Source organism: Burkholderia sp. Ac-20379, from assembly GCF_017104645.1.
GTDB lineage: Bacteria > Pseudomonadota > Gammaproteobacteria > Burkholderiales > Burkholderiaceae > Burkholderia.
The window spans coordinates 1-15,728 of record NZ_JAAGPF010000029.1 but is presented as its reverse complement, the minus strand read 5'-3'; the positions used below and the strand labels follow the sequence as shown (position 1 = coordinate 15,728).

Here is a 15,728-nt window from a genome sequence, read left to right as displayed (position 1 = left end):
CGCCGCCCAAGGCCCGGTTCGCGCCATCCCGCCGACAGGAAAAGGAAGACGGCCCGCTTTCGAGCGGGCCGTTTTGCGTTGGCGCGGGCGTCAGCCGCGCGGCGCGGCGCTCAGCGCCGTGAGCCGCTCGCGGCAGAAATCCACGAACAATTGCGCGGGCTTGGTCAACTGGCCGCGCTTCAGGCGCGCGCTGACGAGGCCCGAGCGCGCCACCGGCTCGGCGATGTCGATCGTCACGACCTTTTGCCCGTCGTAGGTGCATTCGGAGTGCGGGCGCGTGACCAGCAGCGAGAAGCCGAAGCCCTGGCCGACCATGCCGCGCACCATTTCGATGGACGGCGAGCCGAACACGATGTTCGGCGTGAGGCCGAGCGCATGGAACAGGCTGACGAAATAGGTGCGGCTCGGCTGCACGTCGAGCAGGATCATCGGCTCGACGCACAGGTCGCGCAGCGACACCTGCGCCTGGCTCGCGAAGCGGTGGTTTTCGGGCAACAGCACGTAGGGCTTCTGGGGCGGCATCAGCGGTTCGGTCTCGATGGTGCCGTCGAGTTCGTGCTCGTAGACGAACGCCACGTCGAACGTGCCGGCCGTCAGGCCCTGCACCAGTTCCTGCTGATCGCCGTCGCGGATCCGGATGTTGACGCCGGGATACAGCTCGCGAAAGCCCGCGATCAGTTGCGGCAGATAGAGCGGGGCGACCGTCTCGAAGCAGCCGATGTCGATCTGGCCGGTCACCACGTCGTTGTCGGCCAGCGCGTTCTGCTCGAATTCGTGCGCCATGCGCAGCAGTTCCTGCGCCTTGCGGTAGAAGCGCGTGCCGCTCGGCGTCAGCGAGACGCCCTGCGCGTGATGGCGGATGAACAGCTTCACGCCGAAGCTTTCCTCCAGGCCCTTGATCGCGTTCGAAATCGAGGGCTGCGCGATGAACAGCTGGCGCGAAGCTTCGGCCACGCTGCCGGCCTCGACCGTCGTCACGAAATACTTCAGTTGTCGCAATGTATAGAAAGCCACGGAAACCTCTGCTGCTCGCGCGCCGGATTGGGGCAGGCAGGGGGCTGGCGGCCCCGCGCGCGCGTGGGTGTCGGTTGGATCGGCTAGCACCTTACCGCACGCCGCGCACCCGCGCGCGGCACGCTGCCGATTTTTATCTTATGACGCGAGCATAAATTTTATTTTTGATCGGGCGCGCGAATGTGCCTTGCCACGCCCGCGCGGGCCGCCTCCTTGCAGCATGAAAGATTGTGGACGATCGGCGCCGGACGCCCGCCCGAGGCCCGATCTGGTGCGTTTTGGCACCGCTTTTGTGCTCGAAATGATTCATGTCTGGACATAGCAAAAAGCTTTGCAAGACAAACTAAAACGATAATTCTCAAATGTTATCGGCTTCGCTAAATTTTGGCTCACATCAACGGCTCACCGATGAAAACGCGCTTGCCGGACTGCTGCGAAACAGGGGTTTCGCGGCTGAACGAGCAGGTTTTCATCGGGTGGCCGCGGCGCCGGGCGAAGCCCGCCACGCATTCGCAATTGGTTCGGATTTCGAAATATGAACGGATTCGGGGCGGGCGCGATTCGCCCGGGCGCCTGCTGATGCTTGACGAGGGGCGCTGGCTGGCCCCAACCGGTTCAGCGCGGCCCGCCGCGCACGCAAGGAGACATCATCGTGACCACCCCGGAGCGCACCGCGTCCCCGTTGATTGAAAAGCATACGATCGGCTATGTGCCGCCCGAGGATCGCCACGGCAAGGTGCGCGACCTGTTTACGTTGTGGTTCGGCGGCAATATCGCGCCGCTGCCGATCGTGACCGGCGCGCTCGGCGTGCAGGTGTTCCACCTGAACCTGGTGTGGGGCATCATCGCGATCATCGTCGGCCAGGCGGTCGGCGGCGTGCTGATGGCGCTGCACTCGGCACAAGGCCCGCAAATGGGCATCCCGCAGATGATCCAGAGCCGCGCGCAGTTCGGCTCGCTCGGCGCGCTGCTCGTCACGCTGATCGCCGGCGTGATGTACGTGGCGTTCTTCGCCTCGAACATCGTGCTGGCCGGCAAATCGCTGCACGGCATCACCTCGGCCGTGCCGGTGCCGGTGGGCATCGTGATCGGCGCGGTGGGCTCGGGCCTGATCGGCATCATCGGCTACCGCTTCATCCACATCCTGAACCGCATCGGCACCTGGGTGCTCGGCATCGGCATCGTGGTGGGCTTCGGCTACATCTTCACGCACGTGCAAACGGCCGATTTCCTGACGCGCGGCGGCTTCAGCTTCGCCGGCTGGCTCGCCACGGTGTCGCTGTCGGCGCTCTGGCAGATCGCGTTCGCTCCGTATGTATCGGACTACTCGCGTTACCTGCCGGCCAACGTCAAGGTGTCCTCGACGTTCTGGGCCACGTACCTCGGTTGCGCGATCGGCTCGACGCTGGCGTTCGCGTTCGGTGCGGTGGCCGTGCTGGCCGTCGCGCCCGGCGCCGACACCATGGACGCCGTCAAGCAGGCCACCGGCCCGTTCGGCCCGCTGATGCTGGTGCTGTTCCTGCTGAGCGTGATCAGCCACAACGCGCTGAACCTGTACGGCGCGGTGCTGTCGACCATCACCTCGATCCAGACCTTCGTGTGGCGCTGGATCCCCACGGCCCGCGCCCGTGCCGTGTTCTCGATCGTGATCCTGGTGGCGTCGTGCTACGGCGCGATCGGCGTGTCGACCAACTTCATCGGCCACCTGGTGGATCTGGTGCTGGCGCTGCTGGTGGTGCTGGTGCCGTGGACGGCGATCAACCTGATCGACTTCTACGTGATTCACAAGGGCGACTACGACATCGAGTCGATCTTCCGCGTGGACGGCGGCATCTACGGCCGGTTCAACCCGCAGGCGCTGATCGCCTACGCGGTGGGCATCGCGGTGCAGATCCCGTTCATGAACACGCCGATGTATGCCGGCCCGGTGCCGGGTTACCTCGACGGCGCCGATCTGTCGTGGATCGTCGGGCTGGTGCTGACCTCGCCGCTGTACTACTGGCTGGCGACGCGCGATACGGCGTATCGCCGCCGCCAGGAAAGCGCCCGCGCCGCCATCGTGCGCTGAAGCGAACCGATGCAATGAAAAAAACCGCGCCTCGTGCGCGGTTTTTTCATGGGCATTCAGGATGCCTCGATTTTTCTGATCAGCGTATGCGCGGCCTTCAGCGGCTTGTCGTCGGCGTCGCGCAGGATCTGCTTGCGGACCGCGCGGCCGCTCTTGCGCTCGACCATCACCGAGTGCTTCTCGCCGCGTGCGAACAGGTTCGCCTCGCCCCACTGACGCAGCATCACGATCACCGGGAACAGCCCCTCGCCGCGGCTCGTCAGCACGTACTCCTGATAGGCGGTGCCGTCCGACGCCGGCACGATCTCGAAGATGCCCGCGTCCACCAGCATCTTCAGGCGCGCCGACAGGATGTTGCTGGCGACGCCCAGGCTGTCGCGGAAATCGCCGAAGCGGCTCACGCCGTCGAACGCATCGCGCACGATCAGCAACGCCCACCGGTCGCCGACGATATCGGTCGCCCGCGCCACCGGGCACGGCGAATCCGCCAGGCGCTTCTGCTTGACCATCTCCACCTCCTCGACACCCGTGCGCCGCTCGGTCGCCGCGCACAACGCGTTGCATTTTAAAACAGACTTCCCTACACTCAATCCAGTTTCAATTTGCAATCAGATTGCTGCGAGGGGGAACCGATGGCTTCACTCGATGGTGCGGCACGAACCGGCTCGCGAGACGGCGCGGCAACGGCTGCGAGCCGCTTGCCTGCCGGCGTGGTGGCCCTGATGGCGGTGTGCTGCGCGGCCAGCGTGGCGAACGTCTACTACGCGCAACCGCTGCTCGACTCGATTGCGCACGATTTCGGCATCTCGCACGCCGACGTGGGCGGCGTGATCACCGCCACGCAGCTCGGCTGCGCGCTGGCGCTGCTGTTCGTCGTGCCGCTCGGCGATTTGCTGAACCGGCGGCGGCTGATCGCCGTGCAACTGGCGCTGCTGATCGCGGCCTGCGCGGGCGTGGCGGCCGCGGCGTCGCCGCTGGCGCTGCTCGCGGGCATGGTTGGCGTGGGGCTGCTCGGCACGGCGATGACGCAGGGGCTGATTGCGTATGCGGCCACGCTGGCGGGCGACGGCGAACGCGGCCGCGTGGTGGGGGCGGCGCAGGGCGGGGTGGTGATCGGGCTGCTGATGGCGCGTTCGCTGGCCGGGCTCGTGACCGACATCGCAGGCTGGCGCGCGGTGTATTGCGTGTCGGGCCTGTTCGCGATCGCGATGCTGATCGTGCTGTGGCGATGGCTGCCGGCGCCGCCGGCATCGCGCGTGAAGCTCGGTTACGGCGCGTTGCTGCGTTCGATGGCGTCGCTGCTGCTGCACGAGCGCGTGCTGCAGGTGCGTGGCACGTTGGGGCTGCTGATGTTCGCGTCGTTCAGCGTGTTCTGGAGCGCGCTGGTGTTGCCGCTCGGCGCGCCGCCGTTCTCGATGTCGCACACGGCCATCGGCGCGTTCGGGTTGGTGGGCGCGCTCGGTGCGTTGGCCGCCGCGCGCGCCGGCCGCCTGACCGATCGCGGGCTGGGGCAGGCAACCACCGGCGTGGCCTTGCTGCTGTTGCTCGCCGCCTGGCTGCCGATTGCATGCATGACCGCGTCGATCTGGTTGCTGATCGTGGGCATCGTGCTGCTCGACATCGGCGGGCAGGCGATCCACGTCGTCAATCAAGGCCTGATTTTCAGCACGCGGCCGGAGGCGCATGCGCGGCTGGTGGGTTGCTACATGCTGTTCTATTCGGTGGGCAGCGGGCTGGGCGCGATTGCATCGACGGCGGCCTATGCGCACGCGGGATGGCCGGGCGTGTGCGGGCTGGGCGCGGCGATCAGCCTGGCGGCGCTGGCGTTCTGGGCGGCCACGCGACGTCTGATGCCGCGCGGCGCCTGATCGGTCGGCACCGATTCCTCTCTCACGTCATTGCCTTTTCATCGGACAACTCAATGAAACTCCGCGACATCCTGCTCGCCGTGTTCGTCACGGCCATCTGGGGCCTGAATTTCTCGGTCATCAAGCTCGGGCTGCAATCGGTCGACCCGTTCATTCTCGCGGGCATCCGCTTCACGCTGAGCGCGTTTCCGGCCGTGCTGCTGATTCGCCGGCCGCAGGTGGCATTCCGTTATCTGGCCGCCTACGGCCTGATCTTCGGCATCGGCTTGTGGGGCATCGTCAACCTCGGGATTCAGGCCGGCCTGTCGGCGGGGATCGCCTCGCTGGTGCTGCAATTCAGCGCGTTCTTCACGATCCTGCTCGGCGCGGCGGTATTCAAGGAGCGCGTGTCGCGCTATCAGGCCGCCGGCATCGCCATCGCGCTGCTGGGGCTGGCCTGCATCATCACCATCACCGACGGCACCGCGAAGCCGCTCGGCGTGGCGCTCGTGATCGCCGGCGCGATCGCCTGGAGCACGGCGAACGTCGTCATCAAGCAATCCGGCACGAAGGACGTGTTCGCGTTTCTCGTCTGGTCGAGCCTGTTCGCGCCGATCCCGCTGTTCGCGATCGCCTGGCTGCAACACGGCGCGGCCGGTTACGCGGCAACCTTCTCGCACATCGACGGCAAGGCCGTCTTCTCGATCCTGTTCCAGGCTTATCCCACCACGCTGTTCGGCTACTGGATCTGGAACGTGCTGCTGAAGAAGTATCCGGTGTCGACGGTGGCGCCGCTGTCGCTGCTGGTGCCGATCTTCGGCATGCTTGGCTCGGTGGCGATCTTCGGCGAGCAGGTGGGGCTGCCGAAGGTGCTGGCCACGCTGTTCATCGTGCTGGGGTTGGCGGTGGGCTTGTACGGAAAACGGATCGGCGCGCGGCTGGCGGGGCGCGCGAGCGCGTGAGCCAGGGCAGCGGCGTTTGACCGTCGATAAAAAAGGCGCGTGCCTTCGAAGCACGCGCCTTTTTCGCGTCCCGACGCCGGGCGTCAGGCGTTCCCGGCCCCCGCCGCCGAGCGCTTGTCGAACAGATAATGCGCGACGCCCCATTCCTTGCCGTGGCGATAGCCGAACAGCCCCGCCACCGCCATGTAGAACATGCGCCAGCGCTGGAACACGATCGGCGCGTTGTCCTCGCCGAACGTCTCGCGCAGCATCGGCAGGATCTGCTCGTGCGCCGCGTCGAGCGACGCGAGCCAGTGGTTCGCGGTGCGCTGGTAGTGCGTGCCGTCGAGCCACCATTGCTTCTCCACGCGCAGATGATCCTGGAAGCGCAGCAGCAAGTCCGCCGACGGCATCGTGCCGCCGCCGAAGAAATGGCGCGACATCCAATCGTTGCCGTCCTGCGCCGTGAAGTGATACGCCACCAGCCGGTGCGCGAACAGATGCACGAACAGCTTGCCGTCGTCGCTCATCCAGCGCGAGAGCTTGGCGAGCAGCGCGCGGTAGTTCTTCATGTGCTCGAAGTTCTCGATCGACAGCACGCGATCGAAGTGGGCGTCGCCCGGCGCGAACTCATAGGTGGCGATGTCGCCGGTCACGATCGTCAGGTTGGTCAGGCCGCGCGCCTTGGCGCGTTGCTCGACGAATTCGCGCTGCCGCTGCGAGACGGTCAGGCCGACGATCTGCGATTGCCGGTAGCGCTCGGCCAGCCACAGCGATTGCGCGCCCCAGCCGCAGCCGAGATCGAGCACGCGCTGGCCGTCGGCCAGCTCCGCGCGCTCGGCGTAGAGCGCCAGCATGGCGTCCTCGGCGTGCGCGAGCGTGTCCTCGCCCTGCGGGAAATAGCAGCACGACTGCTTCACGCGCGGCCCCAGATGCGCCTCGAAGAACGCGGCCGGCATGTCGTGCAGCTCGCGGCTCGTGGTTTGCGAATCGGTGGCGATCGGGCTGCGGTTCAGGTCGTCGACGAACGCGTTGAGCGCGTCGATGCGGGCCACGTCGTCGTCGACGTGCTCGGCGCGCAGCTTCTGCCACAGCAGCGCGCTGATGCCGCCCCGAATCACCGAGTCGGATACACGGCCGCGCTCGCAATAGCGGATCAGCCAGCCGTCCTGGTCAATTACGGACTTCGAATCGAGTGTGGTCGCGGTCATGATCGGGGGCTCCGTGAGTGGGGATCGTTATGGTCGGCCGCGCGGGGCGGCCTCGGGAGAAGCGCGGGCGCCGCATGATGCGACGCACCGGATGGCTGGCCCCGATTCGGCGAGGCCGGGCGCGCGCGCCGGGCGGAACACCGGAACGCGCGGCGGAAAGGAGGGGCGGCAAGCGCAGATGCAGCATCGCGCGCGAAGCCGGCTGCGCAAGGCGCGCGGCAATCGTCAGGAGAACTTGGGTTGCGGCGCACCAGCGCGGCGGGCGCGCTCGACAGCGGCGGTTGCGGTGCGGCGGGAGAGCGGTCGCGCGCGGCCGTGCCGGGCGCAGGCGTCGAGCCTGCCGCGCGATTCGCGTGATCGGAAGTGAATACGCTACGCATCGCCTCTCCCGGCGGATGAATGCTTCCATTTTCATTAACTGGCGCGGCAGGTCAATACGGGGGAACGCCCACCCGCAAACGGCAGGATTCGGGGCCGGAATTGACCGGATCGAAACGGTGCAACCCGCCGGAAAACGGGGCTGGACCGTGTTCCGGCGGCCCGTTGCACTGTTGCGGCGCTGATCCGAAACGCAACACCTGTGGTGATCGTCAACAGCGCGGGCACCCGGCCGATTTCGCGAAACCCTTGCCCCGCAAGGCTTTTCGCAATTGGTACGGTTCCTGCGAAAAGGGATGCGGGTACACCGATGCCCCCACAAAACCTTGGAGACGACATGAGCTACCTCAGCATCGCAGATCGCACCGACAGCTTCTTCATCCCCTGCGTCACCCTGATCGGCCCCGGCTGCGCCCGGGAAACCGGCACGCGCGCCCAATCGCTGGGCGCGAAGAAAGCGCTGATCGTGACGGATGCCGGCCTGCACAAGATGGGGCTGTCCGAGCAGATCGCGGGCTACATCCGCGAAGCCGGCCTGCAGGCCGTGATCTTCGCCGGCGCCGAGCCGAACCCCACCGATGTGAACGTCCACGACGGCGTGAAGCTGTACCAGCAGGAAGGCTGCGATTTCATCGTGTCGCTGGGCGGCGGCTCCTCGCACGACTGCGCGAAGGGCATCGGCCTGGTTACCGCGGGCGGCGGGCATATCCGCGATTACGAAGGCGTCGACAAATCGACGGTGCCGATGACCCCGCTCATCTCGATCAACACCACGGCCGGCACCGCCGCGGAAATGACGCGCTTCTGCATCATCACGAACTCCAGCAACCACGTGAAGATGGCGATCGTCGACTGGCGCTGCACGCCGCTGATCGCGATCGACGATCCGCGCCTGATGGTGGCGATGCCGCCGGCGCTGACCGCCGCCACCGGCATGGACGCGCTGACGCACGCCGTCGAGGCGTTCGTCTCGACCGCCGCCACGCCGATCACCGACGCGTGCGCCGAGAAGGCCATCGCGCTGATCGGCGAATGGCTGCCGAAGGCCGTGGCGAACGGCGAATCGATGGAAGCGCGCGCCGCCATGTGCTACGCGCAGTACCTGGCCGGCATGGCATTCAACAACGCGTCGCTCGGCTACGTGCACGCGATGGCCCACCAGCTCGGCGGCTTCTACAACCTGCCGCACGGCGTGTGCAACGCGATCCTGCTGCCGCACGTATCCGAGTTCAACCTGATCGCCGCGCCGGAGCGCTTCGCGCAGATCGCCGCGCTGCTCGGCGTGAACACGGCCGGTTTGTCCACCACCGACGCGGCCGCCTCGGCCGTGACGGCGATCCGCCGCCTGTCGGCCTCGGTCGGCATTCCGGCTGGCCTCGCCGGCCTCGGCGTGAAAGCAGAGGATCACGAAGTGATGGGCGTCAATGCGCAGAAGGACGCCTGCATGCTGACCAACCCGCGCAAGGCCACGCTGGCTCAGGTCATCGCGATTTTCGAAGCGGCCATGTAACGCGCGCGGCCCCTCGCCGGCGCGGCCGCGAGGGGCGCTTGCCTCCGGCAGCGGCCCGTGCCGCGCACGGGCCGCCCGAACTTCATGCAGAACAGGAATGCACCATGAACCCGTTTGACCTCAAGAGCCACGGCATCGACATCGAGTATCCGTATCGCACGCGTTACGAGAACTACATCGGCGGCAAGTGGGTCGCGCCGCTCGGCGGCGACTATTTCGACAACGTCTCGCCGATCAACGGCAAGACGTTCTGCAGCGTGCCGCGCTCGACCGGCGCCGACATCGAGCTGGCCATCGATGCCGCGCACGCCGCGCGCCGCAAGTGGGGCAAGACGTCCGCCGCCGAGCGCGCCAACCTGCTGCTGGCCGCCGCGGATCGCATGGAGAAGAACCTGCGCCTGCTGGCCGTGGCCGAAACCATCGACAACGGCAAGCCGCTGCGCGAAACCATGGTGGCCGACCTGCCGCTCGCGGTCGACCATTTCCGCTATTTCGCGGGCTGCATCCGCGCGCAGGAAGGCGGCATCTCCGAGATCGACGACAACACCGTCGCCTATCACTTCCACGAGCCGCTCGGCGTGGTCGGCCAGATCATTCCGTGGAATTTCCCGCTGCTGATGGCCGCGTGGAAGCTCGCACCCGCGCTGGCCGCCGGCTGCTGCGTGGTGATGAAACCGGCCGAGCAGACGCCCGCCTCGATCCTCGTGCTGATGGAACTGATCGGCGACCTGTTCCCGCCGGGCACCATCAACGTCGTGAGCGGTTTCGGCAAGGAAGCGGGCGAGGCGCTCGCCACCAGCACGCGCATCGCCAAGATCGCGTTCACCGGCTCGACGCCGGTTGGCAAGCGGATCCTGCACGCCGCGGCCGAGAACCTGATTCCGTCGACGGTGGAACTGGGCGGCAAGAGCCCGAACGTGTTCTTCGCCGACGTGCTCGATCAGGACGACGCGTTCCTCGACAAGGCGCTCGAAGGCCTCGCGATGTTCGCGCTGAACCAGGGCGAGATTTGCACCTGCCCGTCGCGCGTGCTGATTCAGGAATCGATCTACGAGCGCTTCATCGAGAAGGCCGTGGCGCGCGTGGAGCGCATCAAGAGCGGCAACCCGCTCGACCTCGAAACGATGATCGGCGCGCAGGCTTCACAGCAGCAGCTCGACAAGATCCTGTCGTACATCGACATCGGCCGCGAGGAGGGCGCGCAGTGTTTGACGGGCGGCAGCCGTGCAAGCCAGGCCGATGCGAGCCTCGGCAACGGCTTCTACGTGAAGCCGACGATGCTGTTCGGCAACAACAAGATGCGCGTGTTCCAGGAGGAGATTTTCGGGCCGGTGGCGTCGGTGATGACGTTCAAGAACGAGCAGGAAGCCATCGAGATCGCCAACGACACGTATTACGGGCTCGGCGCCGGCGTGTGGACGCGCGACGGCACGCGTGCCTACCGCATGGGCCGCGAGATCGAGGCCGGGCGCGTGTGGACCAATTGCTATCACCTGTATCCGGCCCATGCGGCGTTCGGCGGGTACAAGCAATCGGGCATCGGGCGCGAGACGCACAAGATGGCGCTGTCGAATTATCAGCAGACGAAGTGTCTGCTGGTCAATTACCAGCCCGATGCGTTGGGGTTCTTTTGACGGGCGGTGATCCCGTTCGTTGAGAGGCGGCGCAGGTTGTAGGGCTGTGCCGGTGATGACGGCCTGTCCGGTTATGTGCCGGCAGGCCGTTGTTGCTTCACCGAGTGCTTCCAGATATGTCTTCCAGCGTCACGTATCGATCTTCGCCTTCCCCAGTCACGACGAGGCTCAAAAAGACGGATGCCTCGTCGCCGACGGCGAGCGTGCAATCGATCGACGCGATCAAGCCAGTGTCGTTTGGCTTGAAATAGGCAAGCGCAATCGACGGGCTGCCTGCTGCGAATTCGTCGGAACCTGAAGCCACGGCCGTGTTGAAATCGGCTTCGATCGCTGCCGAAGGCGCTCGGCCGAATGCAAGCGCATAGCCGAAACGATCGGCCAAGCCCGTGAAATCGCGCCGTACAAGCATTGCGCACGCTTCCTCTCCGAGCCCGGAAAGATGGGCGTCATTCATGTATTCTGAAAGCAACTTCACGAAATGGCTCCGCTGCGCCCCGCGCCTTACTGCCCAACCTTCCGCCCCGCCATATACGCAAGATAATCGACGATCAGATCGATTTCCCGATCGCTCAATTGATCCTGCGAGAACGCGGGCATGGTTCTGCCGGGCCAGTCTCGCACCGATGCCGGGTTGCGGATGTAGCGATGCAATGCGGCGGGCTGGAAGTACTCGACCGGATTCATCGGCACGTTGAGATCGGGGCCGGTGTCCGCGCTGCCCGCGTGGTTGAGCCGATGGCAGGCGAGACACTGCGTGATGAACAGGCTCTGGCCCGCGCGGATCGGATCGGTTGCCGGCAGCGCCGGATCGACGGCGAGCGCCGGCCAGCGGGCGGAGGGCGACGGTTGCGTGGCAAGTTGCGCGATCTGGTAAGGCCATTGCTCGCTGCGCACGGATGCGGCGCCTTGGCCGATCCATACCAGGTAGAACGGGCCCGCGCTGACGGGCTTGCCTCGCAGCTTGGGCCACGGGTGCGCCGGATCCTCCACGGCGAGCCATGCGACAGCGAGTGCCGGATTGCGGTTGCGTATGAGATCCATCGGCAGTTGCGCGGCAAAGCCGTCGGTCGCGCGTGCTTCGAGCACGCTGTCCGCCGGCAATGCCGTGGCGTCGAGCAGGTCGGCAAGGGGGACGGCGCGGTAGGTTGCCGGCGCACCGTAGGCGACGTCTTGCGGGACGTGAATTTCGGCCGCGTCCGGCCGTGCCAGCAACTGCGTCTGGCTGAACGTTTGGGTCTTGCCGGCGATCGTCAGTTTGATCGAAGGGGTTGCGGCCACGCAATGCCCGATGGCGCCGAGTGTCAGCAGCAAGATCGCAAACAAGGCACGTATCGACATGGGTTCTCCAGGGAGGGTGGTTGCCGATGCATTCGGCGCCGTGAGCGGATTATGTCAGCGGCGCCGAGTCGTCGATGTTGCGAAGCGCTCAGCCTCGGGCTTCGTCGAGAATCCAGGTCGCAAATGCCTGCAGCGGCCCCGCACTCAATTCGATCGGCTCGGGCAGCACGAGGCTGAATCGTTTCGCGCTTCTTCGACCCACCGGCCAGGGCGCAACCAAGCGGCCTTGTTCAAGCTCCGCCTCGATATAAAGATGCGGCACCAACGCCACGCCCAAGCCGGCCAGCGCCGCCTCGATCAGCATGGAATGAAGATCGTAACGCGCGCCGACGGCGGAGTTGGTCAGTTCGATGCCGGCCTCCTGCGCATACAACTGCCACGCGTCCGGATTTTGCCGCCGGTGCAGGCGTGGCAGCGCATCCAACGACGCGTTGGCGCCGGCGCGCTCGAGCAACGCCGGGCTGCAGACGGGCACCAGCAACTCCTCGAGCAGGTGATGCACATGCATGCCCGCCCAGGCGGGGTGCTCGAAGTGAATCGCCGCGTCAAAGCCGCTACCGGCAAGAAGAAAGGGGGCCATCCGTTCCGCGATATGCACGGTGATATTCGGATGCATGTCCTGAAAGCGCTTCAGCCGAGGGATCAGCCAACGCGTGGCGAAGGTCGGAATGGCGGCGATATCGACGCTCGCGCCCTCGATGGGCTGCCCCATCAAGTACAGGCTGTCGCGTTCCAGCCTGTCGAGGCTCTCGCGCACCTGCACGGCGTATCGCGCGCCGTTCGGTGCAAGCCGCACGCGATTCCCCACGCGCTCGAACAGCGCAACACCCAGGAACGCTTCCAGGCGAGCGATCTGGCGGCTGATGGCGCCTTCGGTGAGCGCCAGCTCCTCGGCGGCGCGGGCGAAGCTTCCGTGTCGCGCTGCCGCCTCGAAGGCCAGGAGCGCGGTGTTGCTTGGGATCTTGCGTCGCATTGGAATTGGGGCAAGGTGGTGAATGAACGTCAGCTTGATCAAAAGTCACTGAAGGCTGACTTTATTTCGATTTTCAGGTGGAAATCACCGGGCTAGCATGACTTTACCGCAATGAACGTGACGTTTGCCGCGTGATGCGCATTCGTCGCCAAGGACAATCCGATGATCTACACCGTGGAATGCAGCTTCGCCGATCCCGTCAGCGAGGCCGAATGGAACACCTTCTACAGCCTCGAAAAACTGCCCGCCCTGATCTCCGTGGCCGGCTTTCAGACGTCGCAGCGCTTCAAGGCGATCGGCGGCGATTGCCCTGTCTACCTGGCCGTCCATACGATCGACAGTCTCGACGTTCTGACGGGGGACGAATATCGCCACAAGGGCGGCGGTAATTTCGCGAAGTGGCAGCAGCACATCACCGACTGGCATCGAAATCTCTACAGCGATATCGGCGTGGCACCCGCGGTTGGCGCCGACGAACTGCTCGCCCTGTGCGCACACGGTCCCGATCCGCTGATTCGAATGGGCCTCGTCCCGTCGGCCATGCAAGCCATTGCACTGGAAAAGTTTCCGGAACGTCGCTGGCTCGCGAAACTGCGTCTGAACGACGCCCATCGTGTCGAGGGCCTCGAGGGCGTGTTCCTTTACGCGCCGATGACGGAACAACTGACCGCGGCTCGAACGGCTTCCGCCGAGCAGGCGAGGTAGTCAGCCATGCCGAACGTCACGTTCTATGTTCACGCGGGGCGAATGCCATCCGACGAACATCTTGCCGAGCTGTCCGGCGAATGTGTCGAACTCTGCACCGGCCTCCTCGGCGCACGGCTCGAAAACGTTCACGTCGTGTATGTGGACGTTAGGCATGGATACGGGCACCCCATTTTTGTGGAAATCCAATATCGCCTCGAAACGTTTCGGACGCCGGAAGTCATGAACCCGTTCATGGACGCGCTCGAGAACGCCATCGTGCGCCACACCGGCCTCACGGCGCGCATCCGTTGTTTCGGCCATGCCGCGTCGAACGTTTATGCCCGACATTGATCGGGCTGGAGAAGCATCGTGTCTACCCTCATGTTCCCGAGCCAGCAGGTTGGCGACTTCACGGTCACCGCCATCAGCGATGGTTATCTGACGCTCAACCTCGACTTCCTTTCGAATATCGACACCGCGGAAGCCGCCAGGATGCAGGGCGACGCAGGGCAGCATGCGCCGGCTGCCGTGCATATCAACTGCTACGTGGTGCGCGGAGCGGGCCGCACCGTATTGATCGACAGTGGCGCGGGCGGGATCAAGCAATGGGGCGGTCGCCTGAAGCCCAATTTGCTGCTTGCCGGCATCGAGCCGTCCACGATCGACACCGTGCTGCTCACGCACGCCCATCCCGATCACATCGGCGGGCTGCTGGATACGGCTGGCGAGACGGCCTTTCCGGGCGCGCAGCTTGTCGTTCACGAGCGTGAACTGACGTTCTGGCAGGACGACGCCAACCTGGCGCGAGCCAGCGAACGCGCGCGCGGCAACTTCCTCGTCGCGCGCCGCGTGTTCGACGGCTATCGCGACACGCTCCGTACGTTCGACGATGGCGACGTGCTGCCCGGTATCCGGGCGATGTCGTTACCGGGGCACACCGCCGGGCATACCGGCTTTCTCGTCGATTCGGGCGGTGCCGGCCTGCTGGTTTGGGGCGACGTGGTGCACTTTCCTCACATCCAGATCGCGCGGCCGGATGTATCGATCGCGCTGGATCAGGACACGGCCCTGGCGGCGGCCACACGATCCCGGCTATTGGACCAGGTCAGTGCCGAGCGGCTTCTGATCGCCGGCATGCATCTGGGCGAAGCCGGTTTCGCGCGGATAACGCGAACGAGAGGGACATACGGACTGCTTTACGAGGCCGACGCGTGAGGCTTGCCGGCCGCTGATGGCGAGGCAGTTCGGCCGGCGTCGATCGACGCGTTCATGCGCCGCCAACGCACCTCCCACCCCCAAATTGGCACAAACCTTGCATCCAAACCCGCCAACACCCCGGCCCACGACCGGGCCGCTCTGGAGGAGACGATGCAAGACAGGTTCGACCCCGCCGCCCTGCGCGAGGCAGGGCAATCCGGCAACTGGCCGGTCACGGCGATCCGCAAGGCGCACGAGCGTTCCGAGCTGTTCGGGCTGAACGCGTCGTTGCAGCCGGACTACGACATCCTGTCCGACTCGGCGCTCGCGCTCAAGCGCGAGCAGAACCGCATCCTGTGTGCGCACGCGATGCCCGTGATGGAAACGCTGCACGACCAGATCGCCAACACCCACAGCATGATCGTGCTGACGAATGCGGACGGCCTGATCCTGCATTCGGTCGGCGACGACGATTTCCTGCGGCGCGCCGAGCGCGTCGCGCTGATGCCCGGCGCGAACTGGGCGGAGAACCGGCAGGGCACCAACGGCATCGGCACGGCGCTGGCCGAGCGCTGCGCGGTGGTGGTGCACGGCGAGCAGCATTACCTGTCGGCGAACCGGTTCCTCACGTGCTCGAGCGTGCCGATCCTCGATCCCTACGGCGAGATGGCCGGCGTGCTCGACGTGACGGGCGACCACCGCAGCTATCACCAGCACACCATGGCGCTGGCGAAGATGTCGGTGCAGATGATCGAGAACTACCTGTTCGCCACCACGTTCCAGGACATGCTGCAGGTGTCGTTCCACGGCCGCCCCGAATTCCTCGGCACGCTGATGGAGGGCATCGTCGCGTTCACGGAGGACGGGCGGATCGTGTCGGCGAACCGCAGCGCGCAGTTCCAGCTCGGTATGCAACTGCCGGCGCTGCGA

15 protein-coding genes are annotated in these 15,728 nt (G+C 65.7%); 9 read left to right on the top strand and 6 right to left on the bottom strand.

Annotated features, from left to right (window positions below):
* Nucleotides 1–90 precede the first annotated feature (90 nt).
* Nucleotides 91–1,014 carry a LysR family transcriptional regulator gene (locus G3N92_RS06305; RefSeq protein ID WP_206126596.1) on the bottom strand — a complete coding sequence of 308 codons (924 nt, stop codon included), beginning with the start codon at nt 1,012–1,014 and terminating at the stop codon, nt 91–93.
* Nucleotides 1,015–1,666: 652 nt separating this feature from the next.
* Between G3N92_RS06305 and G3N92_RS06300 the strand changes: the two genes are divergently transcribed.
* Nucleotides 1,667–3,082, top strand: coding sequence for a cytosine permease (locus G3N92_RS06300; protein WP_206126595.1), 1,416 nt, complete (start codon nt 1,667–1,669; stop codon nt 3,080–3,082).
* Nucleotides 3,083–3,138: 56 nt separating this feature from the next.
* On the opposite strand, the gene G3N92_RS06295 is transcribed toward G3N92_RS06300, so the two are convergent.
* Entirely contained in the window at nt 3,139–3,591 is a 453-nt protein-coding gene (locus G3N92_RS06295) for a helix-turn-helix domain-containing protein (RefSeq protein ID WP_206126594.1), read from the bottom strand.
* Nucleotides 3,592–3,804: 213 nt separating this feature from the next.
* Between G3N92_RS06295 and G3N92_RS06290 the strand changes: the two genes are divergently transcribed.
* Both G3N92_RS06290 and G3N92_RS06285 read left to right on the top strand, forming a co-directional pair.
* Nucleotides 3,805–4,950 (top strand): MFS transporter, encoded by a 1,146-nt coding sequence (locus G3N92_RS06290; protein ID WP_241014620.1) that lies wholly within the window; start codon nt 3,805–3,807, stop codon nt 4,948–4,950.
* Between the two features lie 53 nt (nt 4,951–5,003).
* Nucleotides 5,004–5,891 (top strand): EamA family transporter, encoded by an 888-nt coding sequence (locus G3N92_RS06285; protein WP_206126592.1) that lies wholly within the window; start codon nt 5,004–5,006, stop codon nt 5,889–5,891.
* Nucleotides 5,892–5,974: 83 nt separating this feature from the next.
* On the opposite strand, the gene G3N92_RS06280 is transcribed toward G3N92_RS06285, so the two are convergent.
* Complete coding sequence (locus tag G3N92_RS06280; protein WP_206126591.1) at nt 5,975–7,081, bottom strand: class I SAM-dependent methyltransferase; 1,107 nt, start codon at nt 7,079–7,081, stop codon at nt 5,975–5,977.
* Between the two features lie 715 nt (nt 7,082–7,796).
* On the opposite strand from G3N92_RS06280, the gene G3N92_RS06275 reads away from it, so the two are divergent.
* Nucleotides 7,797–8,969, top strand: a complete 1,173-nt coding sequence (locus tag G3N92_RS06275; protein WP_206126590.1) for an iron-containing alcohol dehydrogenase — start codon at nt 7,797–7,799, stop codon at nt 8,967–8,969.
* A gap of 104 nt (nt 8,970–9,073) precedes the next feature.
* Nucleotides 9,074–10,603 carry an aldehyde dehydrogenase family protein gene (locus tag G3N92_RS06270; protein ID WP_206126589.1) on the top strand — a complete coding sequence of 510 codons (1,530 nt, stop codon included), beginning with the start codon at nt 9,074–9,076 and terminating at the stop codon, nt 10,601–10,603.
* A 97-nt stretch (nt 10,604–10,700) separates the two neighbouring features.
* Here G3N92_RS06270 and G3N92_RS06265 read toward each other — a convergent pair whose 3' ends face one another.
* The 3 genes from G3N92_RS06265 to G3N92_RS06255 form a co-directional block, all read right to left on the bottom strand.
* The gene (locus G3N92_RS06265; protein ID WP_206126588.1) at nt 10,701–11,078 is read right to left on the bottom strand and encodes a hypothetical protein; all 378 of its coding nucleotides are present in this window, start codon (nt 11,076–11,078) and stop codon (nt 10,701–10,703) included.
* A gap of 26 nt (nt 11,079–11,104) precedes the next feature.
* The gene (locus G3N92_RS06260; protein WP_206126587.1) at nt 11,105–11,941 is read right to left on the bottom strand and encodes a cytochrome c; all 837 of its coding nucleotides are present in this window, start codon (nt 11,939–11,941) and stop codon (nt 11,105–11,107) included.
* 88 nt (nt 11,942–12,029) lie between these two features.
* Nucleotides 12,030–12,914, bottom strand: a complete 885-nt coding sequence (locus tag G3N92_RS06255) for a LysR substrate-binding domain-containing protein (RefSeq protein WP_206126617.1) — start codon at nt 12,912–12,914, stop codon at nt 12,030–12,032.
* A gap of 162 nt (nt 12,915–13,076) precedes the next feature.
* Here G3N92_RS06255 and G3N92_RS06250 point away from each other — a divergent pair, with 162 nt between their 5' ends.
* The 4 genes from G3N92_RS06250 to G3N92_RS06235 form a co-directional block, all read left to right on the top strand.
* A complete protein-coding gene (locus G3N92_RS06250; protein ID WP_206126586.1) occupies nt 13,077–13,619 on the top strand; it encodes a sugar ABC transporter in 543 nt (180 codons plus the stop codon).
* A gap of 6 nt (nt 13,620–13,625) precedes the next feature.
* Nucleotides 13,626–13,952 carry a hypothetical protein gene (locus G3N92_RS06245; RefSeq protein WP_206126585.1) on the top strand — a complete coding sequence of 109 codons (327 nt, stop codon included), beginning with the start codon at nt 13,626–13,628 and terminating at the stop codon, nt 13,950–13,952.
* 18 nt (nt 13,953–13,970) lie between these two features.
* Complete coding sequence (locus tag G3N92_RS06240) at nt 13,971–14,816, top strand: MBL fold metallo-hydrolase (RefSeq protein WP_206126584.1); 846 nt, start codon at nt 13,971–13,973, stop codon at nt 14,814–14,816.
* A 153-nt stretch (nt 14,817–14,969) separates the two neighbouring features.
* Nucleotides 14,970–15,728, top strand: a 759-nt coding sequence (locus G3N92_RS06235; RefSeq protein ID WP_206126583.1) for a GAF domain-containing protein, incomplete at its 3' end; no start/stop codon positions are given.